The organism is Kosakonia sp. 1610, from assembly GCF_050435845.1.
Classification (GTDB): Bacteria; Pseudomonadota; Gammaproteobacteria; order Enterobacterales; family Enterobacteriaceae; genus Kosakonia; species Kosakonia cowanii.
Map to the genome: position 1 here is coordinate 17,103 of NZ_JBNDKZ010000015.1, position 26,262 is coordinate 43,364.

Annotated in this window: 22 protein-coding genes; 12 read left to right on the top strand and 10 right to left on the bottom strand. The window is 57.1% G+C overall.

Annotated features, from left to right (window positions below; all coding sequences use genetic code 11):
- Positions 1-45: 45 nt before the first annotated feature.
- Positions 46-1,509: a SulP family inorganic anion transporter gene (locus ABIC80_RS23115; protein ID WP_429178739.1), complete on the top strand. Its 1,464-nt coding sequence runs from the start codon at positions 46-48 to the stop codon at positions 1,507-1,509.
- 5 nt (positions 1,510-1,514) lie between these two features.
- On the opposite strand, the gene ABIC80_RS23120 is transcribed toward ABIC80_RS23115, so the two are convergent.
- From ABIC80_RS23120 to ABIC80_RS23130, 3 genes are read right to left on the bottom strand one after another with little or no spacing between them, the layout of a single operon-like run.
- Positions 1,515-2,285, bottom strand: a complete 771-nt coding sequence (locus ABIC80_RS23120; protein ID WP_429178696.1) for an inositol monophosphatase family protein — start codon at positions 2,283-2,285, stop codon at positions 1,515-1,517.
- 9 nt (positions 2,286-2,294) lie between these two features.
- A complete protein-coding gene (locus tag ABIC80_RS23125; RefSeq protein WP_429178698.1) occupies positions 2,295-3,305 on the bottom strand; it encodes a LacI family DNA-binding transcriptional regulator in 1,011 nt (336 codons plus the stop codon).
- On the bottom strand, positions 3,298-4,059 hold the full coding sequence (locus tag ABIC80_RS23130) for an MBL fold metallo-hydrolase (RefSeq protein WP_429178700.1): 762 nt from the start codon (positions 4,057-4,059) through the stop codon (positions 3,298-3,300). Before ABIC80_RS23130 ends, ABIC80_RS23125 begins: the two co-directional genes overlap by 8 nt.
- 152 nt (positions 4,060-4,211) lie before the next feature.
- On the opposite strand from ABIC80_RS23130, the gene ABIC80_RS23135 reads away from it, so the two are divergent.
- From ABIC80_RS23135 to ABIC80_RS23150, 4 genes are read left to right on the top strand one after another with little or no spacing between them, the layout of a single operon-like run.
- Positions 4,212-5,201: an ABC transporter ATP-binding protein gene (locus ABIC80_RS23135; protein ID WP_429178702.1), complete on the top strand. Its 990-nt coding sequence runs from the start codon at positions 4,212-4,214 to the stop codon at positions 5,199-5,201.
- 34 nt (positions 5,202-5,235) lie between these two features.
- Entirely contained in the window at positions 5,236-6,384 is a 1,149-nt protein-coding gene (locus tag ABIC80_RS23140; RefSeq protein WP_429178704.1) for an extracellular solute-binding protein, read from the top strand.
- A gap of 56 nt (positions 6,385-6,440) precedes the next feature.
- Positions 6,441-7,274, top strand: a complete 834-nt coding sequence (locus ABIC80_RS23145) for an ABC transporter permease (RefSeq protein ID WP_200580360.1) — start codon at positions 6,441-6,443, stop codon at positions 7,272-7,274.
- The gene (locus tag ABIC80_RS23150) at positions 7,271-8,092 is read left to right on the top strand and encodes an ABC transporter permease (protein ID WP_200580361.1); all 822 of its coding nucleotides are present in this window, start codon (positions 7,271-7,273) and stop codon (positions 8,090-8,092) included. Before ABIC80_RS23145 ends, ABIC80_RS23150 begins: the two co-directional genes overlap by 4 nt.
- Before the next feature lie 36 nt (positions 8,093-8,128).
- Here the strand turns inward: ABIC80_RS23150 and ABIC80_RS23155 are convergent, their stop codons facing one another.
- A complete protein-coding gene (locus ABIC80_RS23155) occupies positions 8,129-8,410 on the bottom strand; it encodes a YjcB family protein (protein WP_023478396.1) in 282 nt (93 codons plus the stop codon).
- A gap of 777 nt (positions 8,411-9,187) precedes the next feature.
- Here ABIC80_RS23155 and ABIC80_RS23160 point away from each other — a divergent pair.
- Positions 9,188-10,759 carry an EAL domain-containing protein gene (locus ABIC80_RS23160; RefSeq protein ID WP_429178705.1) on the top strand — a complete coding sequence of 524 codons (1,572 nt, stop codon included), beginning with the start codon at positions 9,188-9,190 and terminating at the stop codon, positions 10,757-10,759.
- 1 nt (position 10,760) lies between these two features.
- Here the strand turns inward: ABIC80_RS23160 and soxS are convergent, their stop codons facing one another.
- The gene (gene soxS / locus ABIC80_RS23165) at positions 10,761-11,084 is read right to left on the bottom strand and encodes a superoxide response transcriptional regulator SoxS (RefSeq protein ID WP_042712678.1); all 324 of its coding nucleotides are present in this window, start codon (positions 11,082-11,084) and stop codon (positions 10,761-10,763) included.
- 80 nt (positions 11,085-11,164) lie between these two features.
- Here soxS and soxR point away from each other — a divergent pair, with 80 nt between their 5' ends.
- The 4 genes from soxR (at position 11,165) to ABIC80_RS23185 (ending at position 15,986) form a co-directional block, all read left to right on the top strand.
- On the top strand, positions 11,165-11,623 hold the full coding sequence (soxR, locus tag ABIC80_RS23170) for a redox-sensitive transcriptional activator SoxR (protein WP_076769038.1): 459 nt from the start codon (positions 11,165-11,167) through the stop codon (positions 11,621-11,623).
- Between the two features lie 264 nt (positions 11,624-11,887).
- Positions 11,888-12,556: a glutathione S-transferase family protein gene (locus tag ABIC80_RS23175; protein WP_429178707.1), complete on the top strand. Its 669-nt coding sequence runs from the start codon at positions 11,888-11,890 to the stop codon at positions 12,554-12,556.
- Positions 12,557-12,855: 299 nt separating this feature from the next.
- Complete coding sequence (ghxP, locus tag ABIC80_RS23180; RefSeq protein ID WP_042712688.1) at positions 12,856-14,205, top strand: guanine/hypoxanthine transporter GhxP; 1,350 nt, start codon at positions 12,856-12,858, stop codon at positions 14,203-14,205.
- Positions 14,206-14,339: 134 nt separating this feature from the next.
- Positions 14,340-15,986, top strand: a complete 1,647-nt coding sequence (locus ABIC80_RS23185) for a Na+/H+ antiporter (RefSeq protein ID WP_200134504.1) — start codon at positions 14,340-14,342, stop codon at positions 15,984-15,986.
- 124 nt (positions 15,987-16,110) lie between these two features.
- Here ABIC80_RS23185 and ABIC80_RS23190 read toward each other — a convergent pair whose 3' ends face one another.
- From ABIC80_RS23190 to acs, 4 genes are all read right to left on the bottom strand, one after another.
- Complete coding sequence (locus tag ABIC80_RS23190; protein WP_429178709.1) at positions 16,111-17,418, bottom strand: Gfo/Idh/MocA family protein; 1,308 nt, start codon at positions 17,416-17,418, stop codon at positions 16,111-16,113.
- A gap of 148 nt (positions 17,419-17,566) precedes the next feature.
- Complete coding sequence (gene actP, locus ABIC80_RS23195; protein WP_023478518.1) at positions 17,567-19,216, bottom strand: cation/acetate symporter ActP; 1,650 nt, start codon at positions 19,214-19,216, stop codon at positions 17,567-17,569.
- Positions 19,213-19,524 (bottom strand): DUF485 domain-containing protein, encoded by a 312-nt coding sequence (locus ABIC80_RS23200; RefSeq protein ID WP_042712694.1) that lies wholly within the window; start codon positions 19,522-19,524, stop codon positions 19,213-19,215. Before ABIC80_RS23200 ends, actP begins: the two co-directional genes overlap by 4 nt.
- A gap of 177 nt (positions 19,525-19,701) precedes the next feature.
- On the bottom strand, positions 19,702-21,660 hold the full coding sequence (gene acs / locus ABIC80_RS23205) for an acetate--CoA ligase (RefSeq protein ID WP_429178711.1): 1,959 nt from the start codon (positions 21,658-21,660) through the stop codon (positions 19,702-19,704).
- 685 nt (positions 21,661-22,345) lie between these two features.
- Here acs and gltP point away from each other — a divergent pair.
- Together gltP and ABIC80_RS23215 are read left to right on the top strand one after the other, a co-directional pair.
- The gene (gene gltP, locus ABIC80_RS23210) at positions 22,346-23,659 is read left to right on the top strand and encodes a glutamate/aspartate:proton symporter GltP (RefSeq protein WP_042712698.1); all 1,314 of its coding nucleotides are present in this window, start codon (positions 22,346-22,348) and stop codon (positions 23,657-23,659) included.
- A 167-nt stretch (positions 23,660-23,826) separates the two neighbouring features.
- A complete protein-coding gene (locus ABIC80_RS23215) occupies positions 23,827-24,888 on the top strand; it encodes a LacI family DNA-binding transcriptional regulator (protein ID WP_312606594.1) in 1,062 nt (353 codons plus the stop codon).
- A gap of 11 nt (positions 24,889-24,899) precedes the next feature.
- On the opposite strand, the gene ABIC80_RS23220 is transcribed toward ABIC80_RS23215, so the two are convergent.
- Positions 24,900-26,246 carry an MFS transporter gene (locus ABIC80_RS23220; protein WP_289744709.1) on the bottom strand — a complete coding sequence of 449 codons (1,347 nt, stop codon included), beginning with the start codon at positions 26,244-26,246 and terminating at the stop codon, positions 24,900-24,902.
- Between the last annotated feature and the right edge of the window lie 16 nt (positions 26,247-26,262).

Consider the following 26,262-nt stretch of genomic DNA (forward strand, 5'->3'; position numbering starts at 1 on the left):
CGCACTGTGAAAAGGTTAAAACCGTTGCTGGCCCGTTCTCTTCCCATCGCCACCTTGCGCCAGGATACCCTGGCAGGCGTGGTCGTTTTTCTGGTGGCGCTGCCGCTCTGTCTGGGCATCGCCCACGCCAGCGGGCTGCCGCCCTTTGTTGGCCTGCTAACCGGGATCATCGGCGGGCTACTGGTCACTGCGCTAAGTCCGTCGCGTTTTGCCGTCAGCGGCCCGGCTGCCGGGCTGGTAACGATTGTCGTGGCCTCGGTAGAGTCGCTCGGCTCCTTCTCCGCTTTTCTCTTCGCACTGGTGCTTGCAGGCGTATTGCAACTGGCAATGGGCCTGCTGCGCGCCGGGCGGTTTATCGGGCTGGTGCCCGGTAGCGTGATTAAGGGGATGCTGGCGGCGATCGGCTTGTTGCTGATTATGCAGCAGATCCCGGTCGCGCTTGGCGAGGTGGAGGAGAGCGGTTTAGGCCAGCTCTTCAGCGGCGACTTTACCGTTTCGCTGACCTCGTTACTCGTCGCGGCAGGCGGCCTGCTCCTGTTATGGGGATGGGACTCGGCGGCAATGAAGCAGATCAAAAGCCTGAGCTGGATCCCCGGACCGCTGGTGGCGGTGCTGCTCGGCAGCGTAATGGTGATTGCTTTGAGCTACTTTGCGCCGCATCTGCTTCCCGCGTTACCGCGCATCACCCTGCCGGAGTTTGGCTCCCTTAACGATTTGATGGCCGAACTGGAAGGCCCGGACTGGAGCGCCTGGCAAAACCCGGCGGTCTACACGGTCGCGATCACGCTGGCGCTGGTAGCCAGCCTCGAAACCCTGCTCAGCCAGGAGGCGCTGAAGAAGCTGCGCCCGCAGAACCCGCCACCGTCGCCGGATAAAGAGCTGGTGGCGCAGGGCGCGGGTAACCTGCTCTCAGGCCTGGTGGGCGCCATGCCGATCACCGCAGTAATTGTGCGCAGCTCGGTTAACGTCAGCAACGGCGCGCAAAGCAAATTCTCGGTGCTGCTGCACGGCGTACTGCTGCTGGTGTGTGGTCTGTGGTTCGGGGAACTGTTATCGGTGATCCCGCTGGCAAGCCTCGCCGCCGTGCTGCTCTACACCGGCTATAAGCTGGCGACGCCGCGCCTCTTTATCGAGCAGTTTCGCGCCGGGTATCAGCAGTATGTACCGTTTCTTACCACCGTCGCGGGGATTATTGTTTTCGGCATGCTGATGGGGATTGCGCTGGGGCTGGCGGTGCAGATGGCGCTGAGCCTCTACCACTGCCATCGTAACGCGTTGCAGCTTGCGCGCCGTGGCGATCACTATGTGCTGCGCATCCAGCAGAACCTGACCTTTTTGCATAACCCCCGTCTACAGGCATTACTGGCGAAGATCCCGGAGCGCAGCGTGGTGGTGGTTGAGCATGAGAACGTCGACTATTTCGATCCGGATGTGAAAGCGGTGCTGCGGGAGTTTGCCAAAACCGCGCCGCAGCGCGGAATCGATCTCAACCAGTGGCCTGCCCGCTAAGTAAGTTACTTCCCTGACGGCAGCAGCAGCGGTTGCAGCTGCTGCCACACCGCTGGCGTGGCGGCCCACGCCGTATTGCCGTTGGTTAACCCCTCGTTGGCGAGAAAGTCGTTGTGCCGACCGCCCGCTTCGCTGATCAGCACCAGCCCGGCCAGCGCGTCCCAGCTGTGCAGGTGCGCTTCGTAATAGCCGTGCACCAGCCCTGCGGCGACGTGCGCCAGCATCAGCGCACCGGCGCCAAAACGGCGGTGTTCCACGCCCTGATCGAGCAGTTTTTCCAGCGCATCGGTATATTCACGCGGCGCGCGGCGGCTTGAGCGCCCGACGCCGAGCACCACCGCATCCGGCGAGGGTTCCGTCAGGGTTAAGCGGCGATCGTTGAGGAACGCGCCGTGGCCCGCGCGGGCAAAGAAAAACTCTTCGCGATCCGGCGCGTAGATAATGCCAAGCTCGATGCGATCATTGCATACCCAGGCGACGGAGATGCACCAGTAATCCATACCAAGAATGAAGTTGGTGGTGCCATCAATCGGGTCGATAACCCAGGTGCCTTCGCTGCCCGGCTCCAGCCCGCGCTCTTCGCCAAGCAGGCCATCCTGTGGGCGCTGCGCCTTCAACCACTCGCGCAGCTGCGTCTCGACATAAACATCCGCCTGCGAGACAAAGTCCTGGCGACCTTTCTGCTCAACGGTCAGCCCTTTATCACGAAGCTGTTTGGCCTCAAGGCCGAGGCGGCGAATCAGCGCGCAGAGCGCGTGGGTAAACTCTTCTGTCATAGATAGCTCTTAGCCAATGCGTGGCGATGTGTGTCGATGAATAAGTTCCACCTTAACCCACTCGACGTGGGAAGGCTGCAACGGATTTTTCGCCCGCTCCAGCAGACGCGTCAGCGCGCGGTGGGCGATCTCCGTGGTGTTTTGATGCAGTGTGGTTAACTGGTAGCTGAACTGCCCACTTTGCGGCGTGTTATCAAAACCGATCAGATGAAAATCGTGCGGTGCCTGTTTGCCGCGCTGGCGCATGCCGTCAAGAAAGCCGCAGGCCAGCTGAGCATTGGCGCAAAAGATGCCGTCGGGCAGTTCAGCGGAGTGCGCTAATGCCGCCTGCCAACCGCCCGCATAACCCTCTTCATGCGCCATGATGATCTGCAGATGCTGCGCCGTATCGACGCCGCCATCCTCTAAAGCCTGGGAGAAGGCTTCACCCCGGCGGCGTCCCGCCCAGGTTGAGCCGTGAGTATTCAGCCAGCCGAAGCGACGACAGCCCGCGCTGAGCAGCTGTTCTGCTGCCAGCTGCGCCCCGGCGCGGTTATCGGAGCAGACAAAATCGACCAGCGGAATATCGGGGTCGCGGTTGATACCCACCACCGGGATGTGCAGATTCACGCACTCATTCACAATTGCTTGTGGAGGCTGGCCGGATGTCACAATCACCCCCGAGACGCGAAACTGGGTAAAACGGCGCAGCGTGGCAACCAAATCCTGCTCCCCGGAAATCTCGGTGACCAGCGCCTGGTAGCCGCGCCGCTGAATTTCATGCAGCAGCTCCTCCAGCAGGCGGCTGCGAAACGGATCGGCAATACGCGCCACAATCACGCCAATCAGGTGGCTGCGCTGGCGGTTTAAGCCCTGGGCAAGGAAATTGACCTGATAGCCCAGCTCCTGTGCGGCATGCAATACCCGCTCTTTCGTGGCGGGGGAGATACTGCCGTTGCTGCTCAGTGCCCGCGAGACCACCGCGCGGGAAACGCCAGCCCGTTTCGCCACATCCTCGGCGGTGACCGTCTGTTTAGCCATAATGGGCCGCCTGCTGGGTGAGAAGGTCAAACTGCCTGCCATCCTCGCTAAGAAACAGCCCCGGATAGGGTGCGCATGCCTGTGCCAGCGCCGCAAGGGCGGCATCGTTGCAGTGGTATAAGCCAAGCGCGGGCAGGTGTAATTGCTGATAGAGCGCCAGGCAATCGGGAAAGTCGCCGTGGGAGGCGTCACTGCCTAACGCCGTCAGCGAGGCGCACTCCTGGAAGGCGAGATCAGCATTGTGCATCAGGGCGATACTCTCTGCCGTCGGACGACCATCGCCGCTGTAAAAGAGCGCGCCCCCATCAGCTTCAATACGTAGCGCGAGATTGGGAATTTCATGGTGGGTAAAGGCGGTGTGGATCTGCCAACCCTGCCAGTGAAACGCGGCTTCGCTGTCCCGCCACTCAATCGGAAAACTCAGTTCTGTCTGCGGCCAGTTTGCCAGGCTCGCCAGTTGCATCAGTACCGGGCACTGTTCACGCTGCGACCAGATAATCAGCGGTTTACGCCGCTGAAAGCTTTTCCAGTAATTGAGCAGTGCCGTCAGGCCGGTGCAGTGATCCGGGTGCACATGGGTAAAGTAGAGGGCATCAATCTCGTTAATATCCAGATTTCGCTGCCAGAGCGCGCGCGGAATAGTGGGACCGCAGTCAATCAACAATTGACGCTTCTCCCGGTCGATGACCCGAATAGCGGAAGTGTTTTGCTGCCGCGAAAAGGCGCTCCCGCACCCCAGCACATCTATTTTCATGTCGCCTCGCTAAAAAGCGTTATCACTTAATCAAATTGTCACAAATAGCGGACAAAGTAGGCTCACATCATGTCGCTACAAAGTTGCATTTTTTTTACAAATAAATGAACACGTGTTCATTGCTAATTAAGATGCGCAACAAGGGATCGCCCGTGAGTTATTTGCATATCGATAAACTAAAAATTTCCTATGGCGAGAAAGTGGTGCTGCACGATATTCATTTATCCGTCGAAAAGGGTGAAATGATTGCGCTGCTTGGCCCCTCCGGCTGCGGAAAAACGACGCTACTCAATGCATTATGCGGTTTTATCCCGGCGCAATCGGGCACCGTGGCAATTAACAATCGGGATATTACGCACCTCACACCTGAGCAGCGAAATATCACCATGGTGTTCCAGAGTTATGCGCTTTGGCCCCACTTCACCGTGGCACAAAATATTGGTTATGGCCTCAAAGTGCGGCGCTGGAAAAAAGAGAGTATCCAGCAGCGGGTGCGGGAATTATTACGCATCGTCAATCTTGAACCCTATGCCGAGAGTAAAGTGACGGCGCTTTCCGGCGGCCAACGCCAGCGTGTTGCCCTTGCGCGTGCGCTGGCGATTGAACCGGATGTGCTGGTTCTCGACGAGCCGTTATCAAACCTTGATGCCAAAGTGCGCCTCAATGTGCGCCATGAGATTAAAGCGCTGCAAAAGCGCCTCGGTTTTACCTCGCTGATTGTGACGCATGACCAGCAAGAGGCGATGGTGATGGCCGATCGCATTGCGGTGCTCAATCAGGGGCGCATTGAGCAGATTGGCACGCCGGAGGCGATCTACCACCACCCGGCCACGCCCTTCGTCGCGGATTTTATGGGGGCCGATAACTGCCTGATTGAACAACAGAGCAGCGATAAACGCCTCTATTTCCGCAGTGCAGATGTTCAGTTGCTTCCCGCAACCGTGCAATACGACTTGCCGCAGGGCCTGGTGCTGGAGGGTGTCGTGGAGGAGAGCGCGTTTCTGGGTCATCACTATCGCCACAGCGTGCGCTGCAACGGGCAGATCCTGCTTGCCGACGCAGAGCGGAGCTGGCCTTTGCAAACGCCGGTAAAACTGCATATCCCGGCACCGGCGCTGCATCGCTTTGAGACCACTTTTTAATGCCAACCAACAGGGCTTCTTTTAGGGGAAAAACATGTCCGTAACAACGAAACTGGCGGTTATCGCCGCGCTCGGTCTGGGCGCTGTCGCGCAGGGCGCACAAGCTGAAACGGTGCTCAATGTGGCAACGGCAGGCGATCAGAATATGGTGGATTACGTAAAAACGTGGCTTGGGCCGAAGTTTGAAGCCGCGCATCCCGGGGTAAAAGTGCAGGTTATTGGCACCGGCCCGGGCGATGCCGGGTCGAACAAAATCCTCGAAAAGCTGAGCGCACAGCAGGCGAGCGGGGCGAAAAGCTGGGATATCGACGTTGCCGTTGTGCATCAGGCGGTCGGCGGTCAGCTGGTGGAGAAGGGGCTGCTGGAGAAGTATCGCGCAGCCATCAATACCGGTTCGCTGGTCAGCGCCGATAACGCGAAAAATGCGCTGGGCGTCAATGTTGATGGCTATGTGATGCCGATGTTCCTTAGCCAGACGGCGATTGCCTATAACAGCGACCTGGTGAGCACACCGCCGAAATCCTATGACGAGCTGGTGCAGTGGTCGGCGAAAAACCCGAAGGCATTTGGCTATAACGGCATTAAAAACGGCATGTCCGGCGTCAGTTTCGTGGTCGGCTGGACCTACGCCTACGGCACCGATGCTGCGCGCTTGTCGGCGCAACCCTACGATAAAAGCGTTGAAAAGAGCTGGGATCAGGCCTTCGCCAAACTGAAAGCGTTCAACCAGAACGTCACTTTCACACCGGGCAACGCCGGCACACTCGATATGCTGAGCCGGGGCGAGATCGCCATGGGGCCAGTATGGGTTGATATGTTCTACAGCTGGCGGGATCAGGGCAAACTGCCGCCCTCCATCAAGCTGACGTTAATCGCGCCGGGCATGCCGGGCCAGCCGATGTATTACGTGGTGCCAGCACACGCGGCGCAGGCCAAACTGGCGCAGGAGTTTATCGCGCTGGCGACCAGCCCGGAGGTGCAGGCGCAGGGGATTGTGAAACAGTTCAACTGGTATCCGGGCATCGACGCGAAATATGTCAAAGAGAAACTGGATGCGGCGACCTGGCAGAAACTGTTCGCCGAGATCTCCCCGGAAACGCTGAGCCGCTACGGTAAAAGCTTCCCCATTAATCAGTACTTTACCGATATCAAAGAGGGCTACGAGCGTCAGGTATCGAACTGATTAACCCCTGGCCCGGATCGCCGATCCGGGCGTTTTTGTGACTATTCAGGTTTACCATGCGACATACAATGAAATCCCTTTTGCTGGTTGGCCCGGCAACGCTGACCATCGCGGTTCTGTTTCTCTGGCCGCTCGGCTATTCGCTGATCTCGGCGTTTACCGACGAGACCCATGCGTTAACGCTGGCGCACTTTGCGAAGATGTTCTCGCTCTACTCCAGCGACATCCTGTTTACGGTGATCATTGTGCTGGTGTCGCTGGCGATCCTCGCCCTGCTGTCGATAACGATTTCCGCCATCATTGTGCTCTCCCCCTGGCAGGGTATTGTCCGGGCGCTCGCTTTTCTCTACCGCCTGCCGCTCTTTATTCCCTTTATCGTTACGGCGCAGATGATGCGTACCTTTCTGGCGAAAAACGGTCTGATGAATAATGCGCTGGTGGCCGCCGGGCTGTTAACGCCGACAGAGACCACCTCGCTGCTCGGCTGGAGCGGGATCATTATTACCTTCGTCTGGAAACAGATGGCCTTCTCAACCCTGCTGATTTGCGGCGCAATGGCAGCGGTAGATCGCAGCCATATTCTGGCAGCGCAAAACCTTGGTGCGTCGCGCGTTCGTATCCTGTTCGACATTATTCTGCCGCAGGTTTTGCCGACCATTGGCGTGGCGATGGTGCTCTCGACCGTGACGATGATGTCGGTACTTTCGGTACCGTTGATGATTGGCACCGGCACGCCGACCATGATGACGGTGGATATGGCTTTTCGCGTTAACTCGTACGGTGATTACCCGGTCGCTAACGCGATGGGCGTGATCTCTTATCTGATTTGCGCCGCGCTGTCGTGGTTCTATTTACGCCATACGCTGCGGGCAAAAGGGGAGCAGGCATGAACCGGTTGCGTCAAAAAATTCGCGGCAGCTTTCTTTTACAAACGCTGCTGCTCACCTTCCTGGTGCTGGCGCTGTTCGGCCCGCTGCTTAATTTACTGATCTGGACGGTGGCGGAGAGCTGGTTTTTCCCCCATACCCTGCCGAGCCAGTGGGGGCTGAAGTACTGGAACCAGGTATTTAGCCCCTATAGCGACATCTCCGGTTCACTTGGGGTAAGCGTGCTGATTGCGCTGCTGTCGGTGCTGGTCTGTCTGCTGATTTCGGTGCCGGCGGGTTACGCGCTTGCGCAGCGAGGAATGCCGTTTCGTGCTTTCTTTATGCTGCTCTTTTTGATTCCGCAGGCCTTTCCGAATCTGACGGTCTATATGAATGTGGCGCGGCTTTTTTATCAGTGGGGATTAAACGGCACGATTGCCGGGGTGGTGCTGGTGCACAGCGTGCATGGGTTGATCTACTCAATCTGGATCAGCGTCGCGGCATTTTCGTCACTCGATCCGCTGCTGGCGAGGGCATCGCGCAATTTGGGTGCCGGGCCGCTCTATACCTTTTTCCACATTACGCTGCCGCAGGCGGCGCCAGGGTTGATTGCGGCGAGTATCTTCGTCTTTCTGGAGTCGCTGGATGAGTTCACCGCCACCTTTTTTGTCGGCGCGCCGGATATCACCACCTTGCCGATCCTGCTCTATACCGCCAGCATGTCCGGGAATTATCAGGTCTCGTCGATTACCGCGCTGATCCTGTTAGTGCCGTCGGTGCTCTTTATGCTGGTTATTCAGAAATTTATGCGCCCGGAGATGCTGTCAAAGCTGGGAAAATAGCGCTTTGCTGGGGGGATCATCCGGGCCGGCTGCTTATCAGGTCATCACCATCGGCCACTCTGGCGGTGCGTTGCGGGTCATCTCTTCCCACACCGACGCAAAGTGTTGCCAGATTTTGGCGAAATCCATCACCGACAGACCAAGCAGGCCGGTGGCAAACCAGCAGGCGGCTGCCAGCCCCATGCCGCTGCTGATCACCGCAAGCCCGAAGTAATCGGAACGGCGAAAACGAATGTTCAGCGTACTGGCCATAAACATTAAAAGTGCGCTCAATAACTGCCAGCGGAACAGCACCACGCTGGTGGTAAGGGTTGCCATCTTACTATCCTCAGGAGAATCAAACACCTGGCGAGCAAAGGCCTGCGCAGCGCGCGAAAGCAGTTGTCCGTCGGGTTAACACAACAATGTAAAAGTGGGGTTCCGCATACACGGAATTTGTGAACTCTATCACATTTGCTGTTTTATTCACCAGTACAAAAAGAGAGCTTTTTTAGTTTTTTAAGTCGGCAAAAAGCGGGTCGCTACATTAGCGTCGCCGGGTGAGATCGCGCGCATTGAATATTTTTATTTAACTTACTCTTGCCGGGAAATAAAAAATAAATTTTACATAAGCGCAGCAATAAAACGACAAAAACGCGATAACCGTGGTCATGAGGATGTTCTGATTGTGGAAACGCGCCATCTATAAATTGCCCTGTTTTTCGCCAGATAATTAAGCCTGCTTATATTATTAAGCGTGAGTACATTATGACTTAACTATTAAGCACTGGTTTATGCTATGGCGACTTTTAGCCGGATAATTGGGTGAAAAATAGCCAAAGCCGGTGCTCTATTACCTATATGGTCACTTCCTCTTATTCCCGGTCGTTTCGCCTTAGGGAACGGCAGGGCGAAATATTTCCTTAAATATAAAACCAGGGGCACACTTTTAGTTTGCCTTACGGTGGAATATTCTCAGCATCGTTAAATATCAGGATCCGGAAGAGAAAAGTCAGTTGCTAATGATCAGGGTTTGATGCAACGTAATCACCTGTTTCTAAAAGCCTCCTGCCCAACAATATAAAAGGCACATAAAATGCATGGATTTCGGCGGACATGAAGCTCAGTGTGCCTCATAAAATGCTCAGAATTAGCGGAATGATACTGGTGGTTCTTATCCCGGTAATGATCTCGCTATGGTTTGCGCATATCCATGCCGTAAAAGAGACGCGCACGCACCTGCGCGCATTTGCCCGCCAGGCGTTGAATAAAACCGATCTTGTTATCCAGCAGGCAGATAGCGTACGCCGCGCGGCGGAAAACTATCGCGGCACGCCGTGTACGCCGCAGCATCGCGACGTGATGCTTAATATTGTGCATGGCAGCCAGTATGTTGCCGATCTTATTTATGCCCAGGGCAACCACTTTTTATGTTCAAGCGCCGTTACGCCCGCGCAATCGTATGCTATTTCACCAGCGGATTATGAAGGGAAGCATGGCACGGCGCTCTATTACTATCGCGATACCCCTTTTTATGCCGGTTATAAAATGGTCTACGTGCAGCGGGGAAATTATGTCGCGGTGATTAACCCGCTGACCTATAGCGATGTGACATCAGACGATCCGCGTTTAGCGTATGGCGTTTACGATACGCGCTCCGGCGGCTTTTTCTCGCTCAGTAAGAACGCCCGCCTGAAGACCTTTGCATCGTTAATCCACCGCCAGGATAGCTCTTTCTTGCTGGGCGATCGCTTTTATGCCATTGCGTATGCACCCTCACGGCCGATCGCCATTATTGTTTCGACGTCGCGCGAAAACTATTTCCACTCCCTTTACCGGCAGGCGGTCTTTACGCTGCCGTTAGGGATGGTCTGTAGCGCGCTAATCTTTTTTATCTGGACGCGAACACGGCGGGAAATTACCTCACCACGCCGCAGGCTCCACCGCGCTTTAACCCGTCGTCAGCTTCGCCTTCATTACCAACCTATTATTGATATTAAAAACGGCACCTGCGTTGGTGCCGAGGCGCTATTGCGCTGGCCAGGTTTTAACGGCCAGGTGATGAGCCCGACGGAGTTTATTCCGCTGGCGGAAAAAGAGGGCATGATTGAGCGCGTGACGGATTATGTCGTCGATGAGGTGTTCAATGATTTAGGGGATTTTCTGGCGGTGGTGCCGAATCTCTATATTTCCATCAATCTGTCGGCCTCTGACTTCCACTCGTCGCGCTTAATTTCGCTGATTGCCAACAAAGCGCGCGACTATGCGGTGCGCGCCGAGCAGATCAAAATTGAAGTGACCGAGCGCGGGTTTATCGATGTGCCAAAAACCACGCCGGTGATCCAGGCGTTTCGCCAGGCGGGGTATGAGGTGGCGATCGATGATTTCGGCACCGGCTACTCCAACCTGCACAATCTCTACTCGCTCAACGTCGACATCCTGAAGATCGACAAATCCTTTATCGACACGCTCTCCACGAACAGCACCAGCCACTTAATTGCGGAACATATTATTGATATGGCGCAGAGTCTGCGGCTGAAGATCATTGCGGAAGGGGTGGAGACGGCAGAGCAGGTCGCCTGGCTGCTTAAGCGCGGCGTGCAGTTTTGCCAGGGGTGGCACTTTGCGAAGGCGCTGCCGCCGCAGGAGTTTAAACGCTGGGTGCAGCAACCGCCTTCGCTAAAGTGAGTTACGCCTGGTGGCGATAGTCGCTCGGCGTACGATCAAACTCGCGGCGGAAGACGCGCGAAAAAGTCTGCTGCGAGACGTAACCCAAATCCATCGCAATATCAAAAATCGGCCGTTTAGTGGTGCGCAGCGCTTCGGCGGCCAGCAGCAGACGGCGCTGACGAATGTACTCCCCAAGCGTCTGATGCATCACCGTGCGGAACATCCTCTGTAAGTACCACTTTGAATAGCCTGACTTTCTGGCGACAACATCAATGTTCATTGGTTGGTCGATATGTTCATCAATCCATTCAATCAAGGTCTGAATAATCTGCTGATGGGACATAAAGCTTCCTCTTTCCCGATTCGTCGTTTTGTCTGCGGGCGAGTATAATTCCTCAAGTTAACTTGAGGTAAAGAGGTTTTATGGAAAAGAAAACGCCGCGAATCAAAGCCCTTCTCAGCCCCGGTGAAGTGGCGAAGCGCAGCGGGGTTGCCGTCTCAACGCTGCACTTTTATGAAAGCAAAGGGCTGATAAAAAGTTCGCGCAATGCCGGTAATCAGCGGCGTTATCAGCGCGATGTATTGCGCCATGTGGCGATTATCAAAATCGCGCAGCGTATCGGCATTCCGCTGGCGACCATTGGCGAGGCCTTTGGCGTGCTGCCGGAAGGGCACACGCTGAGTAAAAAAGAGTGGAAAGCGCTCTCTTCCCAGTGGCGCGAAGAGCTGGACAGACGTATCCACACGCTGGTGGCACTGCGCGACGAACTGGATGGCTGCATCGGCTGCGGTTGCCTGTCGCGCAGCGACTGCCCGCTACGCAACCCTGGCGATACGCTGGGCAAGCAGGGGCCTGGCGCGCGGTTGCTGGAAGATGAGTGAACTTAAAAAAACTAAAGCGCCCGCTGGGGCGCTTTAGTCGTTTTCCGGTCATTGTCTTTCGCTCTATCCCGCATCGAAACGGGAGGGTTTCCCCCGACATCAACACCCCTTGTGTAGCGAGTAAGGTTCCGGTTTGTGCTGACAAAATAAGTATAGATGCTCATCGCCTCCCTGCTCGTTTTTTAAGCGCTTTCATTATGATTTTTTCGGCGCTTTGCTCGCGCTTCTCTATAGTTAAAACGAATATAAACGCGGGAGAGAGTCATGCTTACAGTGCACCATCTGAATAAATCGCGCTCGCAGCGCATCCTCTGGGCGCTGGAAGAGTTGGGTGTTCCCTACAATATCGTGCGTTATGAGCGGCAGAAAAACATGCTGGCACCGGACGAGCTGAAAAAGATTCACCCGTTGGGAAAATCGCCGGTAGTGGAAGATAACGGCTTTATCCTCGCCGAATCGGGGGCGATCCTCGAATACCTGCAAGAGACCTACGACACGGAGCAGCGCTTCAAGCCGCACGATGCACAGCAGAAGATCGATTACCGCTTCTGGTTGCACTACGCGGAAGGCTCGCTGATGCCGCTGCTATTAATGAAGTTGGTGGTGGGGCAACTCGGCAAACCGCCGGTGCCGTTTGGCGTGCGCAGCGTCGGTAAGCTTATCGGGAAAGGGATCGAGAATACTTTTTTGAATAAGCAGCTTGAGACCCACGCCCGCTTTATAGAAGGGGAGCTGGCGCACCGCCCGTGGTTTGCCGGTGATGAATTGAGCATGGCGGATGTGCAGATGAGCTTCCCGGTGTTCGCCCTGCTGTCGCGCGGCGGTATTGAGAATCTGCCCAATTTGCAGGCGTGGAAAAAACGCGTCGAAATGCGCCCCACCTGGAAACGCGCCATTGAACAGGGTGGCCCCTTCTCGCTGCCCGGCGAGTGAGAATGTTCGTAGAATGTTGCAAAGTTGCGCATCGACGATAACGTTTGCGCATCCGACGGGCAGTTCTTAGCCGCTTTCGGCGATATTTGGTAGAAAGCGGCAAAGTTTGGTTGAAAAGCGGCGTCTAAACGCTGGATAATCGTTTGCCTTTTTTTGACCACCCGTTGGATGCGCGGAGTTAAACGTTTGCTTTTTTGTGACCCCTTGTCACAACGCAGCACAGGGAGAAGACGTTTGACCGGCAGTGGACTGTCCACCACGCATGCCAACGCACAATAAAATTCTCAGGGGATGTATCTATGTCTACGCCATCTGCGCGTACCGGCAGTTCGCTTGACGCACTGTTCAAAATTTCTGCCCGTGGCAGCACCGTTCGTCAGGAGATTGTGGCCGGTTTAACCACCTTCCTGGCGATGGTTTACTCCGTCATCGTGGTGCCCGGTATGCTGGGCAAAGCCGGTTTCCCGCCGGCTGCCGTCTTCGTTGCCACCTGCCTGGTTGCCGGTGTCGGCTCCATCGTGATGGGGCTGTGGGCCAACCTGCCGCTGGCCATCGGTTGTGCGATTTCACTTACCGCCTTTACCGCCTTCAGCCTGGTGCTGGGGCAGCAGATCAGCGTCCCGGTCGCACTCGGCGCGGTGTTCCTGATGGGTGTGCTGTTTACCGTTATCTCCGCCACCGGCATTCGCAGCTGGATTTTGCGTAACCTGCCGCAGGGCGTTGCGCACGGCACCGGTATTGGTATCGGCCTGTTTCTGCTGCTGATCGCCGCCAACGGCGTCGGCCTCGTGGTTAAAAACCCAATTGACGGTCTGCCGGTTGCCCTTGGCCACTTCGCCAGCTTCCCGGTGATCATGTCGCTGATCGGCCTGGCGGTGATTATCGGTCTGGAGAAGTTGAAAGTGCCGGGTGGCATTCTGCTGACCATTATCGGCATCTCCGTCGTTGGTCTGATTTTCGACCCGACCGTGCACTTCTCCGGTATTTTCGCCATGCCATCCCTGAGCGATGACAAAGGCAACTCGCTGATCGGCAGCCTCGATATTATGGGCGCGCTCAACCCGGTCGTGCTGCCAAGCGTGCTGGCGCTGGTGATGACGGCAGTGTTTGACGCCACCGGCACCATCCGCGCGGTCGCAGGCCAGGCGAACCTGCTGGATAAAGATGGGCAGATTATCGATGGCGGCAAAGCGCTGACCACCGACTCCCTGAGCAGCGTCTTCTCTGGCCTGGTTGGCGCGGCACCGGCTGCGGTCTATATCGAATCGGCGGCGGGCACCGCAGCGGGCGGCAAAACCGGCCTGACGGCGATCACCGTCGGCGTGCTGTTTATGCTGATCCTGTTCCTCTCTCCGCTCTCCTACCTGGTGCCGGCTTACGCCACCGCGCCAGCGCTGATGTATGTTGGCCTGCTGATGCTGAGCAACGTGGCGAAAATCGACTTCGCCGACTTCGTTGACGCCATGTCGGGCCTCATTACCGCCGTGTTTATCGTGCTCACCTGTAACATTGTGACCGGCATTATGATTGGCTTCGCTTCGCTGGTGATTGGCCGCGTGGTGTCCGGTGAATGGCGCAAGCTGAACATCGGCACCGTGGTGATCGCTATCGCGCTGGTAGCATTTTATGCCGGCGGCTGGGCTATCTAATCATTAAACATTCGGACAATGGGCAACTTCGGTTGCCCATTTTTTTGCCCACAGCCCGGTTGCTTTGCGTTAAGCTGAAAGGCCCCGTCTCAGGTCTGATGCGGGTATAACAACACACTGCAAACAGGGAACGCATGGAAATCTTCTTTACCATTCTCATCATGACCCTTGTGGTATCGCTCTCCGGTGTTATCACTCGAGTTCTGCCGTTTCAAATCCCCTTACCGCTGATGCAGATCGCCATCGGCGCGTTACTCGCCTTACCGACCTTCGGTTTGCACGTTGAGTTCGACCCGGAACTCTTCCTCGTGCTGTTCATTCCGCCGCTGCTCTTTGCCGACGGCTGGAAAACGCCGACGCGGGAATTCCTTGAGCACGGGCGTGAGATATTTGGTCTCGCGCTGGCGCTGGTGCTGGTCACCGTGGTGGGTATCGGCTTCTTAATTTACTGGATGGTGCCAGGTATTCCGCTGGTGCCCGCCTTTGCGCTGGCCGCGGTGCTGTCGCCAACCGATGCGGTGGCGCTCTCCGGCATCGTCGGGGAAGGGCGCATCCCGAAAAAGATTATGGGCATCCTGCAGGGTGAGGCGCTGATGAATGACGCCTCCGGCCTGGTGTCGCTGAAGTTCGCGGTCGCCGTGGCGATGGGCACAATGGTCTTTACCGTCGGCGGTGCCACGGTCGAGTTCTTCAAAGTGGCGATTGGCGGCCTGCTGGCCGGTTTCGCCGTCAGCTGGCTCTATGGCCGTTCGCTGCGTTTCCTCAGCCGCTGGGGCGGGGACGAACCGGCCACGCAAATCGTGCTGCTGTTCCTGCTGCCGTTCGCCTCTTACCTGATTGCCGAGCATATCGGCTTCTCCGGCATTCTTGCCGCAGTCGCTGCCGGGATGACCATCACCCGCTCCGGCGTGATGCGCAGCGCGCCGCTGGCGATGCGCCTGCGCGCAAACAGCACCTGGTCGATGCTGGAGTTTGTCTTTAACGGCATGGTGTTCCTGCTGTTGGGCCTGCAACTGCCAGGCATTCTGGAGTCCTCGCTGGTGGCGGCAGAAGCCGATCCGAACGTTGAAACCTGGATGTTGTTTACCGATATCCTGCTGATTTACGCCGCGCTGATGCTGGTGCGTTTTGGCTGGCTGTGGGTGATGAAGAACTTCAGCCGTCGCTTCCTGACCAAAAAGCCGATGGAGTTTGGCGCATGGAGCACCCGCGAGCTGCTGATTGCGACCTTTGCCGGTGTGCGCGGGGCGATTACCCTCGCCGGTGTGCTCTCGATTCCGCTTTTGTTGCCGACCGGCGATGTCTTCCCGGCGCGTTATGAGCTGGTGTTCCTCGCCGCCGGGGTGATCCTCTTTTCACTGTTTGTCGGCGTGATTGCCCTGCCGATGCTGTTGCAGCGTATCGAAGTGCGTGACCACGCCCAGCAGCAGAAAGAGGAGCGCATGGCGCGCGCGGCGACCGCCGATGTGGCGATTGTGGCGATCCAGAAGATGGAGGAGCGCCTGGCAGCGGATACCGAAGAGAATATCGATACCCAGCTGCTGACGGAGGTGAGCTCGCGGGTGATTGGTAACCTGCGCCGCCGTGCCGATGGTCGCAATGATGTGGAAAACACGTTGCAGGAAGAGAACCTCGAACGCCGCTTCCGCCTGGCGGCGCTGCGCTCGGAGCGTGCCGAGCTTTATCACTTGCGCGCCACCCGCCAGATCAGTAACGAGACGCTGCAAAAGATGCTGCACGACCTCGATTTGCTGGAAGCGCTGCTGATCGAGAACAAGTAAGCACGACAGCAATGCCGGATGGCGGCTGCGCCTTATCCGGCCTACAAAACCGTAGGCATGATGCCAACTTGTAGGCCTGATAAGCGTAGCGCCATCAGGCATTCAACGGCTTCAATGCCTCTCTTTATGCGCGGTGCGCCGCCTTCTTCAACCGCGCGACCAACTCAAACTCGTTGAAATTGACCGGCCGCTGCTGCTGGAGGGAGATATTGCCCGCAATGCCGGTCAATATCGACATCGCCCCCGCGCGGTGATCGGCTGCCCGTTGCAATGGGTCATGCTCCGGTGTGCCAAACAGATCTGCCAGCATTGCGTTATCCCCGCCGCCGTGCCCGCCTTCGCCGAGGGTAAACTCCGCTTTCCACGGCGCGGCAAACATCGGGAAAACGGTAATATCACACGACGTCAGGCTCCCCTCATTGGCGCGCTCGCCGCCCGCATTCACATAGGACTTCTCGACGATTTTCATCTCCAGCCGCCCGAGGCTGCCGTTGAACACCACGTTCAGCCCCTCCCACGGCAGATAGGTATTCAGCGAGTAGGTCAGCTGGCACTGATTCTGGTACTTCACCAGCACCGACATCGTATCCTCAATGGTGATGCCGTCGCTAAACACGCTCTGATCGCGCCAGTAGTTATCCTCATGTTCCGCATCAAGATAGAGCGCTTTTAACTGTGGGTTATCGGCCATATGCAGGGCAAACGGATCGTCCTCGGCAGCGGCATAGCCGTGCGCGCGCGGGTAGAAGTGCGTCACGCCGCGCTTTTCGGCATTCTCTTTGCCGTAGAAGCGCAGGCCGCCCTCGGCATACACCCGCAGCGGGAAGCTATCGAGCCAGAAGTTCATCAGATCGAAATGGTGAGTCGATTTATGCACCAGCAGGCCGCCGCTGTTGCGCTTCTCCCGGTGCCAGCGGCGGAAGTAGTCCGCGCCATGTTCGGTATTGAGCAGCCACTCAAAATGCACCGAGTAGACCTCGCCGATGGTGTTATTCATCAGCAGTTCGCGCACTTTGCTGTGGTGCGGCGCATAGCGATAGTTGAAGGCGACGCGCACGGTTTTGCCGGTCTCTTCAATGGCATCAAGAATACGCAGCGCGCGCGTCTCATCGATGGTCATCGGTTTTTCGGTGATCACATCACAGCCCGCGCGCAGGGCGCGCACGATATAGTCATCGTGGGTTCTGTCCATGGTAGTGACGATAATCGTATCGGGCTGCGTTTCGCGGATCATCGCCTCAAACTGCGCCGCCTGCCAGGTGGGAACGGAGGCCGCGCCCTCCTGCATTAACAGCTGATTGGCGTAATCCATCCGCGTCTGGTTGGTATCGCAGAACGCCACCATACGGGCATTCTCTCTCCACTGGCCGCCAATGGCGGAGATATACAACCCGGCACGCCCGCCCGTGCCCACTAACGCATAGCTCTTCATCGCATCCTCTCTTATGAATTGATTTGCTGAATTAATGGAACGTTGTTTCAATTCGTTGAGGTTACTGTAGCGCGATGGCGAAATATGCCTATGGCAGAGAGGGGAAAGTGTGATCCCCGGCCAAAAGTGGCCGGGGAGTAGGGGGAGGTTAGTGCGCGCGGCCCTGTTCGATACCGACGCCGGTTTGTGAACGGATAAACTGGGCGCGGAACAGCTCGCGCTCGCGTTTGCCCGCTTCGGTATTGTCGGTCGCCGAGAAGACCCAGATGCCGATAAAGGCCACGGCAATGGAGAAGAGCGCCGGGTATTCATACGGGAAGACCGGTGCGGCATGGCCGAGGATCTGCACCCAAATAGTCGGGCCGAGCACCATCAAAATCACCGCCGTCAGCAGGCCAAGCCAGCCGCCGATCATCGCCCCGCGGGTGGTCAGTTTCGACCAGTACATCGACAGCAGGATAATCGGGAAGTTACAGCTTGCGGCGATAGAGAAGGCCAGCCCCACCATAAAGGCGATGTTCTGATTCTCGAACAGGATCCCCAGCAGGATAGCCACCACGCCGAGGATCAGTACGGTGATTTTCGACACCCGCAGCTCCTGGCGCTCCGTCGCCCCTTTGCGGAAGACGTTGGCGTAGAGATCGTGCGACACCGCCGAAGCGCCCGCCAGCGTCAGGCCTGCGACCACCGCCAGAATGGTGGCGAAGGCGACGGCGGAGATAAAGCCGAGGAACAGGTTGCCACCCACGGCATCGGCGAGGTGCACCGCCGCCATGTTGTTGCCGCCAATCAGCGCGCCCGCCGCATCTTTAAACGCCGGGTTCGCGCCGACCAGCATGATGGCACCAAAACCGATGATAAAGGTCAGGATGTAGAAGTAGCCCATAAAGCCGGTGGCGTAGAGCACGCTTTTACGCGCTTCCCGCGCATCGCTGACGGTAAAGAAGCGCATCAAAATATGCGGTAAACCGGCAGTACCGAACATCAGCCCAAGGCCTAACGATAGCGCCGATATCGGATCTTTCACCAGCCCCCCAGGGCTCATGATTGCCTCGCCTTTCGGGTGCACCGCCATCGCTTCGCTAAACAGGTTATTGAAGCTGAAGCCGACATGTTTCATCACCATAAAGGCCATAAAGCTGGCACCGAACAGCAGCAGCACGGCTTTGATGATCTGCACCCAGGTGGTGGCGAGCATGCCGCCGAACAGCACATACATCACCATCAGCACGCCAACCAGCACCACCGCGATATGGTAGTTCAGGCCGAACAGCAGCTGGATAAGCTTGCCCGCGCCGACCATCTGCGCAATCAGATAAAGCGCCACCACCACCAGCGAACCGCAGGCAGAGAGGATACGAATCGGCCCCTGCTTCAGGCGATAGGAGGCGACATCGGCAAAGGTGTAGCGCCCGAGGTTGCGCAGCCGTTCGGCAATCAGGAACAGGATAATCGGCCAGCCGACGAGGAAGCCGAGGGAGTAGATCAGCCCGTCGTAGCCGGAGGTGTAGACCAGCGCCGAAATGCCAAGAAACGAGGCGGCAGACATAAAGTCACCGGCAATCGCCAGCCCGTTCTGGAAACCGGTGATATTGCCGCCCGCCGTATAGTAATCGTTGCGCGAGCGAACGCGTTTAGAAGCCCAGTAGGTGATATAGAGGGTCAGCACGACGAAAATCAGGAACATGATAATCGCCTGCCAGTTGGTCGGCTGGCGCTGCACCGCGCCGGTAATGGCATCAGCGGCATTTGCCGCCAGCGGAAGTGTGGCGGCAAGCGCCGTCAGGACTCTCTTCATGGCGCTTTTACCTCGCTCAGTACCGCCCGGGTCAACCGTTCAAACTCACTGTTGGCGCGCCAGACATAGAGCGCTGTCAGCACGAACGAAATCAAAATCACGCCGATACCAATCGGGATGCCGCGCGTGACGGTGGTGCCCGCATGCAGCGGTGTGCCGAGCCAGTGCGGGGCAAAAGCGATAAGCATGATAAAGCCGACGTAGATAATCAGCATGATGATGGATAAGAGAAAGGCAAACCGTTGCCGTTTTTCAACTAACTCCCTGAAATGCGCACTGTTTTCTATCTGCTGATAAAGGTCGTTCATCGCAGGTCTCCAGAGGTTTATAGGGGCTTTCTTTGCCGGATGGCGACGCAACGCCTCTTATCCGGCCTACCACCCGCAGGGGCTTATGTAGGCCGGATAAAGCGTCAGCCGCCATCCGGCGTAATGGTTATCTTCAAAGCCAGCCGGATAACGACGTCCAGCGCATCCGGCCCAGGGTTACGACGGCATCGTAATGGACTGCTTCTCTTCGAGCAGTTTCTCCACTACGCCCGGATCGGCGAGGGTTGAGGTATCGCCGAGGTTGCTGGTATCGCCAGCGGCAATCTTGCGCAAAATGCGGCGCATGATTTTGCCGGAGCGGGTTTTCGGCAGCGAGTCGGTCCAGTGCAGCACATCCGGCGTCGCCAGCGGGCCAATCTCTTTACGCACCCAGTTACGCACATCGGTATAGAGCTCCGGCGACGGCTCTTCGCCGTGGTTGAGCGTCACGTAAGCGTAGATCGCCTGGCCTTTGATATTGTGCGGAATACCGACCACCGCCGCTTCGGCGATTTTCGGGTGCGACACCAGCGCCGACTCAATCTCTGCCGTGCCGAGACGGTGGCCGGATACGTTGAGCACATCGTCCACGCGCCCGGTGATCCAGTAGTAGCCATCCTCATCCCGGCGCGCGCCGTCGCCGCTGAAGTACATATTTTTGAAGGTGGAGAAGTAGGTCTGCTCGAAGCGATCGTGATCGCCAAACAGCGTCCGCGCCTGGCCCGGCCACGAGTCGGTGATCACCAGGTTGCCTTCGGTCGCGCCCTCAAGCGCGTTACCTTCGTTATCAACCAGCGCAGGCTGTACGCCAAAGAAGGGGCGCGTGGCGGAACCGGCCTTCAACCGGGTTGCGCCAGGCAGCGGGGTGATCATAAAACCGCCGGTTTCCGTCTGCCACCAGGTATCCATCACCGGGCATTTGCCGTTACCGATTTTTGACCAGTACCACTCCCAGGCTTCCGGATTGATTGGCTCGCCAACGGAACCCAAAATACGCAGCGAAGAGCGGTCGGTGCCGGTAATGGCTTTATCCCCTTCCGCCATCAGGGCGCGGATCGCCGTCGGCGCGGTGTAGAGAATATTGACCTTATGCTTATCCACCACCTGGCTCATGCGCGCCGGGGTCGGCCAGTTCGGCACCCCTTCAAACATTAGCGTGATGGCACCGCAGGCCAGCGGGCCGTAGAGCAGGTAACTGTGGCCGGTGACCCAGCCGACATCCGCCGTACACCAGTAGACGTCGCCCGGATGGTAATCAAAGACATATTTAAAGGTGGTTGCGGCATAGACCAGATAGCCGCCGGTAGTGTGTAGCACCCCTTTCGGTTTACCGGTCGAGCCAGAGGTGTAGAGGATAAAGAGCGGATCTTCCGCGCCCACTTCCACAGGCTGATGCTCATTGCTGGCATTCGCCGTTAAATCGCTCCACCAGAGATCGCGCCCTTCGTGCCACTCGATATTGCCGCCGGTGCGCTTGAATACCACCACATGCTCAACGCTCTTCACGTTGGGGTTTTTCAGCGCGTCATCGACGTTCTTCTTCAGCGGGATGGCGCGCCCGGCGCGGACGCCCTCGTCGGCGGTGATCACTAAGCGCGAGCTGGAGTCGATAATGCGCCCGGCAACCGCCTCCGGAGAGAAACCGCCGAAAATCACCGAGTGAACCGCGCCAATACGCGCGCAGGCTAGCATCGCCACCGCCGCTTCCGGCACCATCGGCATATAGATCGCCACCACATCGCCTTTTTTAATGCCCAGATCCACCAGCACATTGGCAAAGCGGCAGACATCGCGGTGCAGTTCGCGGTAGGTAATGGTTTTACTCTGGCTGGCGTCATCGCCTTCCCAGATAATCGCCGGCTGGTCGCCGCGCTCGGCGAGATGGCGATCGAGACAGTTCGCGGCCAGGTTCAGGGTGCCATCCTGATACCAGTTGATGGAGATATTGCCGGGCGCGAAAGAGGTGTTCTTAACGGTGGTGTAGGGTTTAATCCAGTCGAGGATTTTGCCCTCTTCGCCCCAGAAGGTCTCCGGGTCGCTAACGGACTGCTGATATTTGGCTTCATACTGCTGTGGATCGATCAGGCAACGCTCCGCAATGTTCGCGGGAATATCGTGTTTATGTATTTGGCTCATGGCGGTTGCTCTCCTTGTAAGATGTTAATAATATGTCACAAGAACGTTAATTGTAGGGCCTTTGCCTGCTTTGTTTATTATTTGCGCGATAGATCACGCATTAGGCAACGCAACTGCAAATTGGCAAAACCGTGTGTGCCGCACCTGAAAGGCGCTGAAAAGCATGCGGAGAGAGAAATTTCCTTCATAACAGTACGTTATGGAATAAGGCGATTTGATTACTCTGCTATTCGCTGGATAAAAGGTGAACAAGCGTAAGCACCTGAAAATAAACCACTGAACAAATAGCCTCTTAATAATTTTTGTCATGGATTATTCACTCTTTAAATAGAAAATCGCAGTGGAAATTTCGGTGTGGGATCGGTTGTACGACATTTCTGATGATTAAAAAGTGCGCAACCGAACAATTTCAGTGTATTAATTTCCAAAGTTAAATATTGGAATTACGCAGAGTGAAAAGTTTTTTATAACAAGTAGTTATTTTTCATAACTGGAATAAAAGACGGTTTTTCCTTAAAAAATCAGTCAAACCCCCTCCCGCTATAGGGTTGCGCGTTACACCTTGCAAATGGTACTGATAATGCGCGTTAAAAACCCCCGCAATACCGTGCAACGCAAATCATACCCTTTCAGTATGTGTCGTTCCTGTGCATGGAATGGCGCTTCATTGAGGATGTCTGTAGTGATGAAAAATATGAAAATCAGCCTGGCCTGGCAGATATTGCTGGCTCTGGTGCTGGGTATTCTTCTGGGTAGTTACTTGCATTACCAGAGCGACAGCCGTGAATGGCTGATTGCGAATTTCCTGTCTCCGGCGGGCGATATCTTTATTCATCTGATCAAAATGATCGTGGTGCCGATTGTGATCTCCACGCTGGTGGTGGGTATTGCAGGCGTTGGCGACGCGAAGCAGCTTGGTCGAATCGGCGCGAAAACCATTATCTATTTCGAAGTGATCACTACGGTTGCGATTGTGCTCGGCATTACGCTGGCCAACGTCTTCCAGCCGGGCGCGGGCATTGATATGTCGCAGCTGGCCACGGTGGATATTTCGAAATACCAAAGCACCACTGCGGACGTGCAGAGCCACGCTCACGGTCTGATGGGTACCATCCTGTCGCTGGTGCCGACCAACATTATCGCGTCGATGGCGAAAGGCGACATGCTGCCGATCATCTTCTTCTCGGTGCTGTTTGGCCTGGGTCTCTCGTCGCTGCCGGCAACGCACCGCGAGCCGCTGGTAACCGTCTTCCGCTCCATTTCCGAAACCATGTTTAAAGTCACCCATATGGTGATGCGTTACGCGCCGGTCGGTGTCTTCGCGCTGATTTCGGTGACGGTCGCCAACTTTGGTTTCGCCTCGCTCTGGCCGCTGGCGAAGCTGGTGATCCTCGTTTATGTCGCAATCATCTTCTTTGCGCTGGTGGTGTTAGGTCTGGTGGCGCGCGTCTGCGGGCTGAGCGTCTGGACCCTAATCCGCATTCTGAAGGATGAGCTGATTCTGGCTTACTCCACCGCCAGTTCGGAAAGCGTGCTGCCGCGCATTATCGAAAAGATGGAAGCCTACGGCGCGCCGCCGTCGATCACCAGTTTCGTGGTGCCGACCGGTTACTCCTTTAACCTCGACGGCTCGACGCTTTACCAGAGCATCGCGGCAATCTTTATCGCCCAGCTTTATGGTATCGACCTCACTCTGTGGCAGGAGATCGTCCTCGTACTGACGCTGATGGTGACTTCAAAAGGCATCGCCGGTGTGCCGGGCGTGTCGTTTGTGGTGCTGCTGGCAACCCTTGGCAGTGTCGGTATTCCGCTGGAAGGGCTGGCGTTTATCGCCGGTGTTGACCGTATCCTCGATATGGCGCGTACCGCGCTGAACGTGGTCGGCAACGCGCTGGCGGTGCTGGTGATCGCCAAGTGGGAACACCAGTTTGACCGCAAAAAAGCGCAGGCCTACGAGCGCGAAATGCTGGGCAAATTTGATAAAACCGCCGGACAGTAACCGGCGCAGGCTCCCCGGCTCAAGCGTGCCGGGGAGTGTTTCTCCTCTTTGCTATCGCGAAAACGACACGCCTCTCATTTCTCCACCTCCCTCTCTCCAACTCATTGACACCCTTTATGTAAATGCCATGCTGATGCCTTCGAACCGGCAGAAGGATGGACGCAATAATGGTTTCGCGTAAAGCGGATGATGATCAGAGCGGTGCGGCCTTGCGCCGCGTACGGCTGGACGATATCGCGACCCGTTGCGGCACCTCGCTCAGCACCGTTTCGCGCGCGCTCTCGGGCGAGAAGGGGGTAAGCGAGACGCTGCGCGCCCGCATCCAGGAGGTCGCTCGCGCCATGCGTTACACACCGGCCCAGGAGATTGGCGGCACGCGTATTGTGCTGGCGGTGTCGCAGGCGGCGATGCTCGATTACAACCGCTATCAGTTCAGCTGGTATGTGTTGCAAGGGTTAAAAGAGCGGGCAAAAGTGCTCGGCGTCGAGCTAACGACGCATGCTCTGAGCGGCCAGGATGACCCCGCCTTGCACGCGCTGCTGAGCGAACCCGACATCGGCGGCGTGCTGGCATTAACGGTGGATGACCCCGGTTTTCTCACCGCCGTGGCCGGGCTGCGCAAACCGGCAGTGCTGGTTAACAGCGAAGATCCGCTGATGCGCCTCTCCAGCGTGCTGCCCTGCAACCGCTCTGCCACGCGCATGGCCTGCGACTATCTGATTGCCCACGGGCACCAGCATATTCTGTTTCTTACCCATCCAGGCCGACGCACCATTGCGCAGCGGGAAGAGGGGTGGCGGGAAGCGATGCGTGATGCGCACCTCTCCTGCGACGAGGGCGATATTCTTACGGTGACCGACTGGCTGCCGGAGCTGGCCGAGCAGGCGGTGATGGCGTGGTTTGCGAAGGGGAAACACCCGCATACCGCGATCTTGTGCGCTAATGATTCGCTGGCGTTGGGGGCGATGCAGGGGCTGACAAAATTGGGCATCGGCGTGCCGGAGGCGGTGTCGGTGGTCGGCATGAACGATCTGCCGCAGGCGGAGTTTGCTTCCCCGGCGCTGACCACGGTGCATCTGCCGGTGCAGGAGATGGGCACCCTCGCGCTCGAACTGTTGCAGGATATGATTGCCGGCAGCGTTGAAACCCCGCGGCGGATTGAGCTGGCCTGCACGATGGTTGAGCGTCAGTCGGTAGCAAAACGGGGCGCCGAAGCGTCCCCGTTTTAAGCACGAGCGGGTTAATCGAATTTCGCCCGCTCCATTTTTGGCACCAACAGCAGGTACATCACGCCCCAGGCGACCAGATAGGCGACAGAGCTGATGGCAAACAGCGCCCAGTAATTGCCAGAAGATTCCAGCACGGCACCAATAACCGTTGAGAAAATCACGCTGCCAATCATGCCGAAGGTGCTGCCAATCCCGACCACAGAGCCGACCGCCGCGTTGGGGAAGAGGTCGGAAACGGAGGTCAAAATATTCGCCGACCAGCCCTGATGCGCAGCCGCCGCCAGACCGACCAGCGCCACCGCTGCCCACAGATTATCGACCTGGGTGGCGGCAAAAATCGGCGTCACCAGGCAGGCGCAAATCAGCATCGTGGTTTTACGCGCTTTCGCCGCGCTAAAGCCCATATTCATCAGCTTGCCCGGTAACCAGCCCGCGCCGAGACTGCCGACAATCGCAAACAGATAGATCACGATCAGCGGTAAACCTAAGCCCTCCATATTCAACCCGCGCGACTCGTTAAGCCACTTCGGCAGCCAGAAGAGGAAGAACCACCAGATTGGGTCGGTCAGCATCTTGCCAAGGGCAAACGCCCACAGCTGGCGATACTTCAGCAACTGCGTCCATTTGATGGCGGAGACATTCACCGCCTCTTCTTTGTCCTGGCGGATCCACGTCAGCTCTTCCTGAGTGGCTTTATCGCTCGCTTTACCAAAGGCTAAAAACCACGGGATCAGCCAGACAAAGCCGACGCCGCCGAGGATCAGAAACGCGCCGTGCCAGCCGTAATGAATAGCAATAAAGGGGATCAATGCCGGTGAGATCACCACGCCAATGTTGACCGCTACGCCAAGAATACCGGTCGCCAGCGTGCGCTCTTTTTTCGGGAACCAGTCGGAGATCACTTTCATCGCCGCCGGGAAGTTAGCCGCTTCGCCCAGCCCCAAAATCACGCGCACAATCATAAAGCCGACCACGGTGCCGACCACCGCGTGCAGCATGGCGGCGGCGCTCCACACCACCATGGCGATGGCGTAGCTGATGCGGGTACCGAGCTTGTCGATAATGCGCCCACACACCAGCGTACCGATGCCGTAAGCAATGGTGAAGGCATTTACCAGCCAGCTATATTCGATCTGCGTCCAGCCGATATCCTTTTGCAGCATCGGTGCCAGCAGGCCGAGGATCTGCCGGTCCATATAGTTGACCGTGGTGGCGAACACCAGCATGGAGCAGATCACCCACCGGTAGTTGCTTTTTGGCTTCGCCACCGCCCGGGCGGGGTTGTGGATCGCATTCGGGTTAACGTCGTTTTGCGCCGCCGCCTTTGGGCTACGCGCCTTATCAATTTGCGTTTCCATAAACTGTCTCCCGACC